Raw genomic sequence first — 14,149 nt, 5'->3', positions numbered from 1 at the left:
GCGGGGCGGGCCGGCGTGCGCCGCCGCCCGATAATCCCCGCATGCCCGACACCGCCAACGACGCGCCGCTCACCCGCCCGACCTGGCGTTTTCTGTTCGCCCATCCCGCCCACTTCCTTGCGCTCGGCGCGGGCGCGGGCCTGAGCCGCCTGGCGCCGGGCACGGCCGGCACGCTCTGGGCCTGGGTGGCCTTTCTGCTGCTGGACCCCCTGCTCACCCCGCTCACCTGGGCGGTGGTGATCGCCGCGGCCACGCTCGCGGGCTGGTGGGCCTGCACCGTCACCGCACGGCACATGCGCATGGCCGACTCCGGCCACATCGTGTGGGACGAGGTGGTCGCGTTCTGGCTGGTGCTCTGGATGATCTCGCCCAGCGGCTTCTGGGCGCAGCTCGCGGCGTTTCTGATCTTCCGGCTGTTCGACATGGTCAAGATCGGCCCCATGGCCTGGGCCGACCGCACCTTCAAGGGCTTTGGCCCGCGCGGCGGCTTCGGCATCCTGCTCGACGACTTCGCCGCCGCGTTCTGCACGCTCCTCGTCATCGCCCTCTGGAGGCTCTGAACATGACCGACGCCACCACCACCCTGGTCGAGCAACTGGCGAACGCACTCAAGTCGCGCGGCCTGATGTTGGCCACCGCCGAGAGCTGCACCGGCGGCCTGATCGCGGGCGCCTGCACCGAGGTGTCGGGCTCCAGCGACTGGTTCGAGCGCGGCTTCGTCACCTACTCCAACGCCGCCAAGCACGGCCTGCTGGGGGTGCCCGCCCTGTTGATCGAACAGCACGGTGCCGTGAGCGAGCCCGTGGCGCGCGCCATGGCCTCGGGCGCGCTCGCTCATTCGCCCGCCCAGCTCGCCGTGGCCGTGACCGGCGTTGCCGGCCCCACCGGCGGCAGCCCGGACAAGCCGGTGGGCACGGTGTGGTTCGGCTGGGCCACGCCCGAAGGTGTGTTCACCGAACACCAGCGCTTCGATGGCGACCGCGCCGCCGTGCGCCAGGCCACCGTGCGCCATGCGCTGGCCGGCCTCCTGCAACGACTGCCCCGCCCCTGATCCCCATGGAGCCATTCAAGAACCTCATCGGCCCGACCACCGTGGCCAACGCAGGCCACCACCTGCACCGCGCCTGGCCGAAATTCGACCGCAAGCGCTTCGAGACCCACGCCGGCACCGGCCTGGAACAGCTGGAGTTCAAGGCCCGCGCCATGCAGCTCGCCGACGCGCTGGAGGCAACGCTGCCCGCCGACTTCAACGCCGCCTGCGAGCTGATCGAGGCCTGCCTGGCGCCGCCCCTGGCCCTCGACGCCCAGGGCGAACCGCTGCAGCTCGGCCAGGCACGCGACGAACACGGCATTGGCGGCTGGGCCCTGTGGGCGGTCGGCGAATTCGTGGCGCGCCGGGGCGTGGCCGACGACACGTCGGCCCGGCGCGGCCTGGCCTGCCTGCACGCGGTCACGCAACGCTTCACCGCCGAGTTCGCCATCCGCCCGCTCATCCAGCGCCACCCCGCGCTCTCGTTCCAGACCTTGGGCCGGTGGGTCAACGACAAGAGCGCGCATGTGCGCCGGCTGGTCAGCGAGGGCAGCCGCCCGCGCCTGCCCTGGGGCCTTCGGCTGCAGGCGCTGGTGGTGGACCCGGCCCCCACCCTGCCCCTGCTGCGGGCGCTGCAGGACGACGCCAGCAGCTACGTGCGCCGCAGCGTGGCCAACCACCTCAACGACATCGCCAAGGACCACCCCGACCTGGTCGCCGGCTGGGTGCGCGACCACCTGATCGACGCGCCCGATTCGCGCCACGCGCTGCTGCGCCACGCCAGCCGAGGCCTGATCAAGGCCGGCCACGCGCCCACGCTGGCGGCCTGGGGCCTGGGTAGCGGCCTGCAGGGCGAGGCCACGCTCGCGCTGTCGGCGAAGCGCGCGGCAGTGGGGGGCGAGATCGGCCTGCGCGTGCAACTGCGCTCCAGCGCGGCCCAGCCTCAATCGCTGGTGGTGGACTACGCGGTGCACCACGTGCGCGCCAATGGCAGCGCCTCGCCCAAGGTGTTCAAAGGCTGGAAGCTCACGCTCGCCCCAGGTGAAGAGCGCACACTGGACAAGCGCCACAGCCTCAAGCCCGTCACCACGCGCACGCTCTACCCGGGCACCCACCTCATTGACCTGCGGGTCAACGGCGTGGCGCTCGCCGAAGCCGCGTTCGAGCTGAAGGCCTGACCCGAAGACCCATTCACACAAGGAGCGCACCCATGCTGACCGTCCACCACCTGAACAACTCGCGCTCGCAGCGCGTGCTCTGGCTGCTCGAAGAACTGGGCGTGCCCTACCAGATCGAGCGCTACGAGCGCGACCCCAAAACCATGCTGGCGCCGGCCTCGCTGCAAAAGGTGCATCCGCTGGGCAAGTCGCCGGTGGTCACCGACGGCAAGGCCACGCTGGCCGAGTCGGGCGCGATCCTCGACTACCTCGTCGAGACCTACGGCGAAGGCAAGTTCGCGCCCGAGCGCGGCACGCCGTCCTACCTGCGCTACCGCTACTGGATGCACTACGCCGAAGGCTCGCTGGCCACGCCCCTGCTGCTGCAACTGGTGTTCGACCAGATCGAGCGCAAGAGCCCGTTCATCGTGCGCCCAGTGGCCAAGGCGATCTCCTCACAAGTCAAAGGCTTGCTCGTCACGCCCAACCTCAAGCGGCACTTCGACTACCTCGAGGGCGAGCTGACAGAACATGGGCCCTGGTTCGCCGGGCGCTCGTTCAGCGCGGCCGACGTGCAGATGAGTTTCGGCATCGAGGCCGCCGCCGCGCGCGGCCTGCTCAAGAACCGGCCCAAGCTTGCGGATTGGCTGCGCCGCATCCACGAGCGGCCCGCCTACCAGCGCGCGCTGGAACAAGGCGGGCCGTTCGACCTGTCGTCGTTCTAGGTTTCGTTCTGCAGCAAGAGATGCCGCCCCCTCGAAGCGCCATCACCCCAGCTTGAACGGCAACTCCCGCAGCGGCTTGCCGCTCAGGCTCGCGATGGCATTGGCAAACGCCGGGGCCAGCGGCGGCAGACCGGGCTCGCCCACGCCGGTGGGCGCATCGGCGCTGGGCACAAGGTGCACCGCGATGGCCGGCATGTCGGTGATGCGCGGCACGGCGAAGTCGCCGAAGTTGCTCTGCTCGACCACGCCGTCCTTCAAGGTGATGGCCGCGCCCGGCAGGCACATCGACAGGCCCATCAACGCCCCGCCCTGGATCTGCGCTTCCACGCTCTTCGGGTTCACCGCGAGGTTGCAATGCACGCCGGCCGTGACCTGGTGCAGCTTGGGCGTGCCGTCGACCACCGAGGCCTCGACCACGTAGGCCACCACCGAGTCGAAGGACTCGTGCACCGCCACGCCCCAGGCGCGGCCGGCGGGCAAGGCCTTCTTGCCGTAGCCGCTCTTGTCCACCGCGAGCTGCAGCGCAGCGCGGTGGCGCACCGCCTTCTCATCCATCAGCTTCAGGCGGTAGGCCACCGGGTCCTGCCGGGTGGCGCGCGCGATGTCGTCGATCAGCGTTTCCATCACGTAGGCGGTGTGCGTGGAGCCCACGCTGCGCCACCACAACACCGGCACGTTGAGCTTGGGGTGGTGGGCCGAGAGGCGCATCGGCAAGCGGTAAGGCTTGCCCATGCCCTCGACCATGGTCTCGTCCACCCCGCCCTTGACCATCATGGGCTCGAAGAAGGTGCCGGCCATGATGGACTGGCCCACAATCACGTGGTCCCATGCCAGCACCTGGCCTTGGGCATCGAAGGCGATCTCGGCGCGGTGCAGGTGCATGGGGCGGTAGTAGCCGCCGCGCACATCGTCCTCGCGGCTCCACACCGTGCGCACCGGCGCGCTCAGGCCGGCGGACTGCGCGGCCTTGGCGATGGTGCACGCCTCGACCACGAAGTCGCTGGTCAGCAGGCCGCGCCGGCCGAAGCCCCCGCCAGCCATCTGCACATGCATCGTCACCTGCTCGGGCTTGATGCCCAGTGTGCGCGCGGCAGCGGCGGTGTCCAGCCCCGGCATCTGGGTACCGGTCCACACCGTGGCCTTGGCAGCGGCGCCGCTGCCGGTCAGTTGCACCGTGCAGTTCAGCGGCTCCATGGGCGCGTGCGCCAGGTAGGGAAACACGAACTCGGCGCTGATCTTGTGCGGCGCATTGGCCAGCGGCGCCATGTCGGCGTCGTGTTTCACGTTGCCCGTCCTGGCGGCCAGGGCCCGGTAGCTCACGAGCTGCTGCGCGCTGTCCACCTTTTCACGGCCGGCGTCGTTCCACTGCACCTTCAGCGCATCGCGACCCTGCTTCGCGGCCCAGTAGCCCTCGGCCACCACGGCCACGCCCTCGCCACCGTCGTGCAGCGGCACGCGCAACACGGCCTTCACCCCTTTCACCGCGCGCGCGGCGGCGTCGTCCACCGAGGCCACCTTGCTGCCGAACACCGGCGGGTGCTGGAGCACGGCGGTGAGCATGCCGGGCAGGCGCACGTCCATGCCGAAACCCTGCCGGCCGCTGGACTTGGCCTTCGCGTCCAGCCGCGTCGTGGGCTGGCCGATGAGCTTGAAGCGCGACGGGTCCTTGAGCGTGACCTGCACCGGCACCGGCTGCTGCATCGCGGCGTCGGCCAGGGCGCCGTAGCCGATCTTCCTGCCACCCGGGCCGATCACCACGCCGCGCTCGGTGGCCAGCGAGGCCACGGGCACGTTCCACTGCTTCGCGGCGGCGGCCATCAGCATGGCGCGCGTGCGTGCGCCGAGTTCGCGGTACTGCGTGTACGAATGCTTCACCGCCGTCGAGCCGCCGGTGATCTGCATGCCGAAGGCCGGGTCGTTGTAGGCCGGGTCGGCGTTGCCGTGCACCGCCTGCACGCGGCTCCAGTCGGCGTCGAGCTCTTCGGCCAGCACCATGGCCAGGCCGGTGTGCGTGCCCTGGCCGAACTCCAGCCGGTTGATGGTGACCGTGACCGTGCCATCGCGCGCGATCTTCACGAAAGCCGCGGGTTGCTGGTCGGCCTTGAGCCCCGTGGTGGCCGGGGCCGCGCCCTGCTGGGCGTTCCCCACGAGGGGGAAAGCGCCGAGCGCGAAACCCGAAGCGGTGGCGATCTTCAGAAAGCTGCGGCGCGCGATGCCTTCAGGCACCTCGGCGCCCTCCAGGCGGTGGGCCAGCGCGGGCGGCAGGTGGGCCCGGATCTGATCGGCGGTGTGGGTGTGCAAGTGCATGGGGTGTCCTTTCAGGCCAGCGTGCGGGCCGCGTCCTTGATGGCGATGCGCACGCGCGCATAGGTGCCGCAGCGGCAGATGTTGCCGGCCATGGCGCCGTCGATCTCGGCATCGCTGGGTTTCGGGTTGGCCTTGAGCAGCGCGGTGGCGCTCATGATCTGGCCGCTCTGGCAATAGCCGCATTGCGCCACGTCGGCCTTCACCCAGGCCTGCTGCACAGCCTGGCCGACGCGGTCCGTCGCCACCGCTTCGATCGTGGTGATCTTCTGGCCCACCGCCGAAGCAATGGGCGTGACGCAGGAACGGATCGCCGCGCCGTTGAGGTGCACGGTGCAGGCGCCGCAGAGCGCCGCGCCGCAACCGAACTTGGTGCCGGTCATGCCCAGCGTGTCGCGAAGGGCCCAGAGGATGGGGGTGGATTCGTCGGCATCGACGCTGACGTCCTTGCCATTGATGTTGAGCGTGGTGGGCATGCGGGGGTTCTCCTGTCGTGGGTTGAAGTGCCGGTACACCAGCGAATGAATGTTCATTCGTTATCGGGGTGATTTTTTACTGCTGAATGGCAGGCGTGTCTAGTGCGGCAACACCGCGGCACCGGCGTGGCCGGGGCGCTGGTGTGGCCTTCGGGGGCGGGTGGCGCGAAGCGACGCGGCGCTGTTCTTCATGCTAGGCCTTGATGCCGTCCCAGCAAAGGCCGAACGCCTGCGCCAGCGCCGCCTCGGTGTCTGGCAGGTCGCCGCTGCGCAACAGGTTGGCGGTGTCGCGCACCGAGCCGAAAAAGCTCGCGGCCAACAGCATGGTGGGCACGTCCTTGACGATCTGCTGCGCGCGCGCCTCGTCGAAAAAGCCCAGGCAGCCGCTGGCAAAACGCGCCGAGAACTGGCGCGAGGCCTCGCTGAACCAGGGCGAGTTGTAGTACTGGTCCATGAACACCGCCTCGGGGTAGTGCGCCAGCCGGTGCCGCAGCAGCCGGGTCCAGTTCTGCTGGATGCGGCGGCGGAACGGCACGGACGGATCGATGCCGGTGTCGATCAGCGCGCCCAGCGCGCCTTTGACCTGCTCATACAGTGCGTTGAGCAGCTCCTCCTTGGAGCGGTGGTAGACGTACAGCGTGCCGGTGGCCAGGCCGGCCTCGCGGGCGATGCCGGCCATGGTCAGCCCGCTCAGGCCGACGCGCTCGACCAGCGCCAGGGTGGCGCTGGCGATGGCCTGCTGCTTGTCGTCGTCCTTGGGTTTCATGAAGGCGCGATCTTAAGCGAATGAATGTTCATCCGTCAATCGATGAGACGGCGCGCGGCGACGCGGGGGTGGGTCAAGCCCCGCCGTGGCACTTCTTGTACTTTTTCCCGCTGCCGCAGGGGCAAGGGTCGTTGCGGCCCGGCGTGGCTTCCTTGCGCACCGGTTCCACGCGCGGGCCCAGGCTCTTGCCGATCTGGTGCAGGTCGTAGACCGCCCAGATGGCGGCACCAAAGGCGTTGAGCCGCTCGTCGCTCACGCTGGGCGGGCCGTCCTCGGCGTGCATGTTCACCGTGGGGGTGTCGGTGTCGTCCTCGGTCAGCTCGACCACTTTCTCCAGGGCCTCGTCGATCCAGGCGGCGGTGTCCTTGTCGCGCGGCGGCTCCCAGTCCTCGCCCCAGTTCTCCACCACGAACATGAAGCCCAGCGCCCATACCTGGGCGTAGGCCGGCAGCTCCTGGTCCTGGAACTCGGCGCGCTCCTCGTCCGGCAGCGCGGCCACGGCGCCACGCACGTCCATCAGCTCGGGGTGGTAGCTGCGCTCGTCTTCCAGCGTGTCCACCGGCGCGGCCAGCGAAGCCGCCACCTCGGCCTGGCGGCGCGACCACAGGTCCATGAAGCGCTCGTACTGCGCGGTGTTGCTGAAATGGGTGCCTTCGTCCTGCGGCGCGGTGGGCAGCGGGCCGGTGCCCAGCAGCACGGGCAGCCACTCGGCGGGCTCGATGGGGCGGCGCGTGCACAGCAGCGCGGCCATGGCACCTTCGCAGAACTCCCATTGCGGCACCTCGTCGCCGCGCGTGCGCAGGTCGTCCAGGATGGCGTCGAGCGCGTCGTAGTCGTCGTGGTCCAGCGCGCCGGCCGGGTCGGAGGGGGTGTTCGTCGTTGTCATGGGGCACAGAGACCGGGGTTTTATGATGCCCCGCAGTGTATTCCCCGATGCACCCACGAAAGCCCGCATGCTCGATCGCCTCAACGCCCTCTACCCTGTGCGCTACACCGCCTTCGCGCTGTGCGTGCTGTTTGCGCTGCTGAGCCTGTTCACGCTGGTGGCCTTTGGCGTGGGTGGCCTCACGTTCCTGGTGTCCGGCGCCCTGTCGGCGGTGGGCCTGTGGGACCTGCGGCAGACCAAGAGCTCGGTGCTGCGCAACTACCCGGTCATCGGGCACCTGCGCTTCATGCTGGAGAAGATCCGGCCCGAGATCCGCCAGTACTTCCTGGAGAACGACACCGAGGCCACGCCGTTCTCGCGCAGCCAGCGCAGCCTGGCCTACGCGCGCGCCAAGGGCGAGACCGACAAGCGCCCCTTCGGCTCGCAACTGGACATGAACGCCGACGGCCACGAGTGGCTCAACCACTCGCTGCAGCCCAGCACCCTGGCCACGCACGACTTTCGCGTGCTGATCGGCGGTGACGCCTGCACCCAACCCTACGACGCCAGCATCTTCAACATCTCGGCCATGAGCTTCGGCGCGCTCTCGGCCAACGCAATCCAGGCGCTCAACGCGGGCGCCAAGCGCGGCCACTTCGCCCACGACACCGGGGAGGGCTCCATCTCGGCGTGGCACCGCCTCAACGGCGGTGACCTGATCTGGGAGATCGGCTCGGGCTACTTCGGCTGCCGCGACGAGACGGGCCACTTCAGCCCCGAACGGTTCCAGGCCAATGCGATCGATCCGCAGGTGAAGATGATCGAGATCAAGCTCAGCCAGGGCGCCAAGCCGGGCCACGGCGGCGTGCTGCCCGGCCCCAAGGTCACGCCCGAGATCGCCGCGGCCCGCGGCGTGCCGGTCGGCATCGACTGCGTCTCGCCCTCGTCGCACAGCGCGTTTTCCACGCCAATCGAAATGATGCACTTCATCACCCGGCTGCGCGAACTCTCGGGCGGCAAGCCGGTGGGTTTCAAGTTGTGCATCGGCCACCCGTGGGAATGGTTCGCCATCGTCAAGGCCATGCTCGAGACCGGCGTGCGGCCCGATTTCATCGTGGTCGACGGCGCGGAGGGCGGCACCGGCGCGGCGCCGCTGGAGTTCACCGACCACGTGGGCGCGCCGCTGCAGGAGGGCCTGCGCCTCGTGCACAACACCCTGGTGGGCGTGAACCTGCGCGAACACATCAAGGTGGGCTGTGCCGGCAAGGTGGTGAGCGCCTTCGACATCGTGCGCGCCATGGCCATCGGCGCGGACTGGTGCAACAGCGCGCGCGGCTTCATGTTCGCGCTGGGCTGCATCCAGGCGCAGAGTTGCCACACCGGCCACTGCCCCACCGGCGTGACCACGCAGGACCCGGTGCGCCAGCAGGCGCTGGTGGTGCCCGACAAGGCCCAGCGCGTGTTCCATTTCCACCAGAGCACGCTGATGGCGCTGCAGGAACTGGTGCAGGCCGCCGGGCTGCAGCACCCGCGCCAGATCACCTCGCACCACCTGGTGCGCCGCGTGAGCGAAAACGAAGTGCGCCTGCTGGCCAACCTGCTGCCCTCCACGCCGCCCGGTGCGCTGCTGACCGACCTGGCGGCGCAGCACGCGGTGTTCACCACCTATTGGGAGCGGGCCAGCGCGCAGCGGTTCAGCCTGGCCTGAGGCCCGTCACATGTCCCGGCCGTTGTGCGCATGCACCGGCACCGTGCCCAGGTCCAGCCCCTCGACGCAGCGCAGGTTCACCGCCGCCATGGCAACGGCCGCCAGAGCGTGTGCTGGCCATGGAAACCGCTGTGATGGATGGAGATTCAGCTGCGCCCAGCCAGGGCCGCACAGGCCGCCGCCGCCAGCGCGGCGCCGGTGCGCACATGGTTCCAGCGCGTCCATTCGCGCACATAGGCGGGCCAGTAAGCGGCCGCATCGGGCGACGTGGCCTCCAGGCGCGCGAGCCGGTTGTTGCGCGGCACGTTGAAGGCCATGGTCACGCCGAAAGTGCCGACCGCGTACAACAACCCCGCCGCCAGCAGGCTGAGCGATGCGGTCATCAGCGCCACCACCACACAGGCCAGGGACAGCAGCAGCGTGCCCATGAACACGCCCATGAACCCGGGGTTGATCACCACCACGTTGATGCGCTGCATGGCCGCCACGCCCTGCGCGGCGGGCAACTGCGCCAAGGCCTTCATCACGAAAGTGGAGAAGGCGAAGAACACACCGCCCACCGTGGCCGAGCCCAGCGCGGTGACCAGGGACAGCAAGTCCATGCCGGTCATGGCACGACCTTCGCGCCTTTTTCCACCAGCAGCTCGCGCAGCACCGAGCGGTGGCAGTGCGATTCGTCCTCGCAGTAGCAGCCGACGGAAAAATCCGAGCGCTGCGACAGCGCGGCAAGCAGCTCCAGGTTGCGCGCGTTCTCCGGCGTGGCCATCTCGGCGCGGTACTTCCGCGTGAAGGTGCTCCACTGCGCGGGCGTCTGGGCGCTCTGGCCGAGCTTCATGGTTTCCACACTGGGCGCGAGGTGGGGGTACCACACGTCGTACCAGTTGCCCGCGGCGAACTCGGCCTTGGGCACGCCGCGCGGCGGCCGCCGCACCGTGCCGATGCGGGTGCCCTCGCCCGCCGCCCTCTCGCTGCCCAATCGAACCACCCGTATGGCCATGGCCGTCTCCTTCCAGTCGAACCTCAGATGCGCGAGCCGTCTTCCAGGAAACGCTCTTCGCGCTCCAGCACACCCTGTTCGTTGTACCGCTTGCGGCGCTGCAGCAGCCCGCGCTCACCGTGCTCGTCCTCGCGCAGGAGGACGCCCTCTTCGTTGAAGTATTTCTGCCAGCCCCAGAGGCGACCGTTGCGCTCGGCGTTGATCGCCGCGGGCTTGCCGTTGTCCCAGAAGCTCTCGGTGGTGCGTTCGTGCTCGCGGCCTTCGCGGCGAATCTGCTGGCGCATCTTCAGCTTGCCGTTCAGGTACCACTGCTGGATGCGCTGCTCGTACCCCTGGGCCCAGGCCGTTTCCTGCGTGAGCTGCCCGCTCTCGGCCCATTCGCGCGCCGTGCCCTCGCGCCCACCCGGGCCGCCGGGGTCGCGTTCGATGAAGTCGGTTTCGGAGCGCGGCCGGCCCGATGCATAGAACACGCGCTTGATGCGCCGGCCGTCCTTGAGTTCTTCGTTGCGCACCAACCGCCCCTCGCGGTCGAGCACACTCTGGCGCTGCATCTGCCCGTTGAGGTAGCTCACCGTGCCCGAGGGCTTGCCGGGCTCGCGGTACAGCGTAACCTCACTCGCCCGCCCCGCGTGACCGCAGACCTCGCGGTCCTGCGGCACCAGGCTCGCAGGCGCGCAGCGCAGCTCCCTGAGCGTGCCATCGGCCAGGTAGGCGATGGTGAGCAGCGTGCGGCGCCCGTCGGCGAAATTCAGCTCCTGCAGGTCACCCGACTCGCCAAAGCGCTTCTGCACGCCTACGTTGCTGCCGTTGTCCAGGTTCTCCTCCATGCGCAGCGTGCCCCTGCCATCGAAAGTGCGCGCCAGGCCGTGGCGGTTGCCGCGCTCGTTGACGCTGTACTCGCGCCGCTCGCCGTCGGCCAGCACCATCACCACGGGGCCCACGAAGCGGCCTTCGAGCAACGTCTGCTCGCGGCGGCGCACCGGGGCGTCTTCGTCGGTGCAGCGCATCACGCCACTCTTGCCGGCCGTGGTGTGGCCGTTGTTCGGGTTCACGCTCTCGCCGTTGAGTTCGCAGCGCGGCACGGCCCAGGCCGGCACAGCGATCATCAGCGCGGCCATCCCTCCCAGGAGGTGGCGTTCAAACCTCATGGGCGAGGCTCCTCCACTCGCGGCAAACGGTCACGCCGATGCGTTCCATGCGCCGCGCCATGCAGAGCACGGCGTCGTCCTTGCTGACCAGGGTGGCGCGGTGCGCGGCGGCGAGGTCGATGAACTTCTGGTCGTCCGCGTCCTTGCAGGTGAAGGCCGCCTTGGGCGCCTCGGGCACCACGCGCGCGTGTCGGTCGAAGGCATCGAGCACGTCCTGGGCGGGCCGGGCCTGGGCCGTGAGGCGGCGCGCGATCTGCGGGTAGGCCAGCACGCGCACCAGCTCCTCGCGCATCGCGGCGGTGGCCAGCCAAGCGCCGGTCGAGCGCTCCAGCGCCTCGCGCAAGGGCGATGTGGCCGGGTCCCGGAAGACGAACAGGTCGAGCGCGATGTTGGTGTCGAGCACCAGCGCGTCGGTGGTGTTCAGCACCGCTTCCACGTTCAGGCCCCGTTGTCGGGTCGCGGTTTGCGCGCGGTGAGGTCGAAGCGGAACAAGCGACACTCGATCGGGCCATTCCACAGGGGCACGCGGCGCGATTCCTTGAAGCGCATCTTGCCGGGCAGCTTGAGGTCGGGCGTGAGCAGCCAGGCGCTCCAGCCGGCGTAGTGGGTCTTCCAGTGTGCGGCGAGCTGGTTGAAGAAGTCGCTGCCGTCCCCCCCGTCGGCCATCTGCGCGCTCTCGCGGCCCTGGCCGGGCGCAGGCGGGGGTGGCGCCCCCACGGTGAAGGTGCGTGGCGCGCGCGGGGCCATGCGCTGGGCGCGGGCACTCGCGTTTTCCCCCGCCACACCGGCAGCCGCGATGCGCTCGCCGTAGGGCGGGTTGAGCAGCAACACGCCGGGGCGGCTGGTGGGCGGTGTGCGCTGCAGCGCGTCACCGCCGCGCAGCTCGACCGCATGGGCCACGCCGGCGCGCTCGGCATTGCGCTGTGCGAAATCGACCATGCGGAACGACACGTCGCTGCCGAAGACGATGGGCGCATGGCCCGCAGGCCACTCGCGCTGTTGCCTGACCGCATCGGCCTTGATGGCCTGCCACACGTGCGGCTGGAACGGGAGCAATTTCTCGAAAGCGAAGCGGCGCAACTGGCCGGGCGCGATGTTCAGCGCGATCTGCGCGGCCTCGATCACCACCGTGCCGCTGCCGCAGCAGGGGTCGTACAGCGGCGCGATGTCGTCCAGCGGTGTCTCGATGCCGGCCTGCCAGCCGGTGGCCGCGATCATCGCGGCGGCCAGCGTCTCCTTCAGCGGCGCGTCGCCCTTGTCCTCGCGCCAGCCGCGCTTGAACAGCGGCTCGCCCGAGGTGTCGATGTACAAGCTCACCGTGTCGGTGGTCAGGTGCACATAGATGCGCACATCGGGCCAGGTGGTGTTCACACTCGGCCGTTCGCCGCGCTTGGCGCGAAAACGGTCGCAGATCGCGTCCTTCACCTTGAGCGCGGCGAAATTCAGCGAGGTCAGCGGGCTGTGCTGGGCGGTGATCTCGACCTTGATGGTCTCGGCCGGCGTGAACCAGATCTCCCAGGCCACCTCGGCCGCCGCGTTGTACAGGTCCTGCTCGTTGCGGTAGCCGCCATGCCAGAGCTGCACCAGCACGCGCTGCGTGAGGCGGCTGTGCAGGTTCAGGCGCATCGCGTCGCGCCACGACGCGTTCAGCGCAACCCCGCCGCGCGCCTTGTAGGGCGAGCCCTCACCCGTGATGCGCTCCACCTCGGCGGCGAGCATGTCCTCCACGCCGGCGGCGCAGGGCAGAAAAATTTGAAGCTGGTTCATGGGAGAGGGTTTCGTCGCCGGGCCGCCCCAAGGCGAAACAGCCCCCCTGGGGGGCAGCGACCCGGGCAGCGACCCGCACAGCGGTGGAGCGTGGGGGTCATAGCGCTTTTCTGAGATTCGCGGGTGCGATGCGCAGCGCCTCGCGGTATTTGGCCACGGTGCGGCGCGCGCATTCGATGCCCTGCTCGCGCAGCAGGTCGGAGAGCTGGTTGTCCGACAGCGGCTTGGCGGGCTCCTCGGCGGCGATGAACTGCTTGAGCAGCGCGCGCACCGCGGTGCTGGAGGCGTTGCCGCCGGTTTCGGTGCCCAGCGAAGAGCCGAAGAAGTACTTGAGCTCGTAGGTGCCAAAGGGCGTGGCCATGTACTTGGCGGTGGTCACGCGGCTGATGGTGGATTCGTGCAGACCCAGCTCATCGGCAATTTCGCGCAGCACCAGCGGGCGCATGGCCAGCTCGCCGTGCATGAAGAAGTTGCGCTGGCGCTCCACGATGGCGCTGGAGACGCGCAGGATGGTGTCGAAGCGCTGCTGGATGTTCTTGATGAACCAGCGCGCTTCCTGCAGGCGCTGCTGCATGGCCGCGTGCCCGGCCTCGCCACCGCCGTCGCGCCCGCCGCGGTTCTGCCGCATGGCGTTGGCGTAGACATCGTGCACGCGCAGGCGCGGCATCACGTCCGGATTGAGGATGACCTTGAAGCCCCGGCCGGCGCGCGTGACGATCACGTCAGGCACCACCACGTTGCGCTCCACGTCGACGAAGCGTCGGCCCGGCGTGGGCTCCAGGCGCGCGATCAGGCCGAGCGCGGCACGCGCCGTCTCGTCGTCGATGCCACAGAGGTTGCACAGGCGCTTGACGTCGCGCTTGGCCATGAGCTCCAGCGGCTGCTTGCAGATGGCGAGCGCGGCGCGCGCCTCGGCGGTGTTGCGCAGCTCCAGGATCTGCAGGCGCAGGCATTCGCCCAGGTCGCGCGCGCCCACGCCGGCGGGCTCCATGTGCTGCAGCAGCTGCAGCGCCACCGCGAGGCGCTGCTCCAGCGCCTCGCGCGCTTCGAGCGCGTCGTTCGGATCGCCCGCGAGCCGGGGCGTGCCCGAGAGGTGCAGCCAGGCGTCGGCCAGTTCGGCCAGGCTCTCTTCCAGGTAACCGTCGTCGTTGAGGGATTCGATCAGGAAGTACAGGGCGGCGCGGTCTTCGTCCGACAGGCGCAGGC

At 69.7% G+C, this 14,149-nt stretch carries 15 protein-coding genes; 5 read left to right on the top strand and 10 right to left on the bottom strand.

The features are described 5' to 3' along the window. The first annotated feature begins 41 nt into the window (after positions 1-41). Genes KIT86_RS16855 through KIT86_RS16840 form a run of 4 tightly spaced genes read left to right on the top strand, consistent with a single transcriptional unit; the run spans position 42 to position 2,912 of the window. The gene (locus tag KIT86_RS16855) at positions 42-560 is read left to right on the top strand and encodes a phosphatidylglycerophosphatase A (protein WP_297400435.1); all 519 of its coding nucleotides are present in this window, start codon (positions 42-44) and stop codon (positions 558-560) included. Positions 561-562: 2 nt separating this feature from the next. Then, a complete protein-coding gene (locus tag KIT86_RS16850) occupies positions 563-1,051 on the top strand; it encodes a CinA family protein (protein WP_297400433.1) in 489 nt (162 codons plus the stop codon). A 5-nt stretch (positions 1,052-1,056) separates the two neighbouring features. After that, entirely contained in the window at positions 1,057-2,208 is a 1,152-nt protein-coding gene (locus tag KIT86_RS16845; protein WP_297400431.1) for a DNA alkylation repair protein, read from the top strand. Positions 2,209-2,240: 32 nt separating this feature from the next. After that, the gene (locus KIT86_RS16840) at positions 2,241-2,912 is read left to right on the top strand and encodes a glutathione S-transferase (RefSeq protein ID WP_297400429.1); all 672 of its coding nucleotides are present in this window, start codon (positions 2,241-2,243) and stop codon (positions 2,910-2,912) included. A 42-nt stretch (positions 2,913-2,954) separates the two neighbouring features. Here the strand turns inward: KIT86_RS16840 and KIT86_RS16835 are convergent, their stop codons facing one another. From KIT86_RS16835 to KIT86_RS16820, 4 genes are all read right to left on the bottom strand, one after another. Next, the gene (locus tag KIT86_RS16835) at positions 2,955-5,219 is read right to left on the bottom strand and encodes a xanthine dehydrogenase family protein molybdopterin-binding subunit (RefSeq protein WP_297400427.1); all 2,265 of its coding nucleotides are present in this window, start codon (positions 5,217-5,219) and stop codon (positions 2,955-2,957) included. 11 nt (positions 5,220-5,230) lie between these two features. Continuing rightward, the gene (locus tag KIT86_RS16830; RefSeq protein WP_297400468.1) at positions 5,231-5,692 is read right to left on the bottom strand and encodes a (2Fe-2S)-binding protein; all 462 of its coding nucleotides are present in this window, start codon (positions 5,690-5,692) and stop codon (positions 5,231-5,233) included. 193 nt (positions 5,693-5,885) lie between these two features. Continuing rightward, entirely contained in the window at positions 5,886-6,458 is a 573-nt protein-coding gene (locus KIT86_RS16825; RefSeq protein WP_297400425.1) for a TetR/AcrR family transcriptional regulator, read from the bottom strand. 73 nt (positions 6,459-6,531) lie between these two features. Beyond that, the gene (locus KIT86_RS16820) at positions 6,532-7,344 is read right to left on the bottom strand and encodes a UPF0149 family protein (RefSeq protein ID WP_297400423.1); all 813 of its coding nucleotides are present in this window, start codon (positions 7,342-7,344) and stop codon (positions 6,532-6,534) included. Positions 7,345-7,411: 67 nt separating this feature from the next. On the opposite strand from KIT86_RS16820, the gene KIT86_RS16815 reads away from it, so the two are divergent. Further along, positions 7,412-9,031 (top strand): FMN-binding glutamate synthase family protein, encoded by a 1,620-nt coding sequence (locus tag KIT86_RS16815; RefSeq protein WP_297400421.1) that lies wholly within the window; start codon positions 7,412-7,414, stop codon positions 9,029-9,031. Between the two features lie 146 nt (positions 9,032-9,177). Here the strand turns inward: KIT86_RS16815 and KIT86_RS16810 are convergent, their stop codons facing one another. From KIT86_RS16810 to rpoN, 6 genes are all read right to left on the bottom strand, one after another. Continuing rightward, positions 9,178-9,642, bottom strand: a complete 465-nt coding sequence (locus KIT86_RS16810) for a DUF1772 domain-containing protein (RefSeq protein ID WP_367185447.1) — start codon at positions 9,640-9,642, stop codon at positions 9,178-9,180. Continuing rightward, positions 9,639-10,028, bottom strand: a complete 390-nt coding sequence (locus KIT86_RS16805; RefSeq protein WP_297400419.1) for a DUF488 domain-containing protein — start codon at positions 10,026-10,028, stop codon at positions 9,639-9,641. Before KIT86_RS16805 ends, KIT86_RS16810 begins: the two co-directional genes overlap by 4 nt. A 23-nt stretch (positions 10,029-10,051) precedes the next feature. Next, on the bottom strand, positions 10,052-11,176 hold the full coding sequence (locus KIT86_RS16800; RefSeq protein WP_297400417.1) for a hypothetical protein: 1,125 nt from the start codon (positions 11,174-11,176) through the stop codon (positions 10,052-10,054). Continuing rightward, positions 11,166-11,612, bottom strand: coding sequence for a putative toxin-antitoxin system toxin component, PIN family (locus tag KIT86_RS16795; RefSeq protein WP_297400415.1), 447 nt, complete (start codon positions 11,610-11,612; stop codon positions 11,166-11,168). The genes KIT86_RS16800 and KIT86_RS16795 overlap by 11 nt, the downstream gene beginning before the upstream one ends. A 2-nt stretch (positions 11,613-11,614) precedes the next feature. Then, on the bottom strand, positions 11,615-12,943 hold the full coding sequence (locus tag KIT86_RS16790; RefSeq protein ID WP_297400414.1) for a THUMP domain-containing protein: 1,329 nt from the start codon (positions 12,941-12,943) through the stop codon (positions 11,615-11,617). 97 nt (positions 12,944-13,040) lie between these two features. Beyond that, positions 13,041-14,149 (bottom strand): RNA polymerase factor sigma-54 (rpoN, locus tag KIT86_RS16785; RefSeq protein ID WP_297400412.1); only part of this gene is annotated, 1,109 nt, incomplete at its 5' end.

Source organism: Hydrogenophaga sp. (assembly GCF_026125825.1).
Taxonomy (GTDB): domain Bacteria; phylum Pseudomonadota; class Gammaproteobacteria; order Burkholderiales; family Burkholderiaceae_C; genus Hydrogenophaga.
This window is presented reverse-complemented; position numbering and strand designations above follow the sequence as displayed.

Excerpts from the sequence above, each read along its gene's own strand:
- KIT86_RS16800 (WP_297400417.1), bottom strand. The coding sequence starts at position 11,176 with ATGAGGTTTGAACGCCACCTCCTGGGAGGGATGGCCGCGCTGATGATC.
- KIT86_RS16805 (WP_297400419.1), bottom strand. The coding sequence starts at position 10,028 with ATGGCCATACGGGTGGTTCGATTGGGCAGCGAGAGGGCGGCGGGCGAG.
- KIT86_RS16855 (WP_297400435.1), top strand. The coding sequence starts at position 42 with ATGCCCGACACCGCCAACGACGCGCCGCTCACCCGCCCGACCTGGCGT.
- KIT86_RS16850 (WP_297400433.1), top strand. The coding sequence starts at position 563 with ATGACCGACGCCACCACCACCCTGGTCGAGCAACTGGCGAACGCACTC.
- KIT86_RS16845 (WP_297400431.1), top strand. The coding sequence starts at position 1,057 with ATGGAGCCATTCAAGAACCTCATCGGCCCGACCACCGTGGCCAACGCA.
- KIT86_RS16835 (WP_297400427.1), bottom strand. The coding sequence starts at position 5,219 with ATGCACTTGCACACCCACACCGCCGATCAGATCCGGGCCCACCTGCCG.
- KIT86_RS16815 (WP_297400421.1), top strand. The coding sequence starts at position 7,412 with ATGCTCGATCGCCTCAACGCCCTCTACCCTGTGCGCTACACCGCCTTC.
- KIT86_RS16825 (WP_297400425.1), bottom strand. The coding sequence starts at position 6,458 with ATGAAACCCAAGGACGACGACAAGCAGCAGGCCATCGCCAGCGCCACC.
- KIT86_RS16790 (WP_297400414.1), bottom strand. The coding sequence starts at position 12,943 with ATGAACCAGCTTCAAATTTTTCTGCCCTGCGCCGCCGGCGTGGAGGAC.
- KIT86_RS16840 (WP_297400429.1), top strand. The coding sequence starts at position 2,241 with ATGCTGACCGTCCACCACCTGAACAACTCGCGCTCGCAGCGCGTGCTC.
- KIT86_RS16820 (WP_297400423.1), bottom strand. The coding sequence starts at position 7,344 with ATGACAACGACGAACACCCCCTCCGACCCGGCCGGCGCGCTGGACCAC.
- KIT86_RS16830 (WP_297400468.1), bottom strand. The coding sequence starts at position 5,692 with ATGCCCACCACGCTCAACATCAATGGCAAGGACGTCAGCGTCGATGCC.
- KIT86_RS16810 (WP_367185447.1), bottom strand. The coding sequence starts at position 9,642 with ATGACCGGCATGGACTTGCTGTCCCTGGTCACCGCGCTGGGCTCGGCC.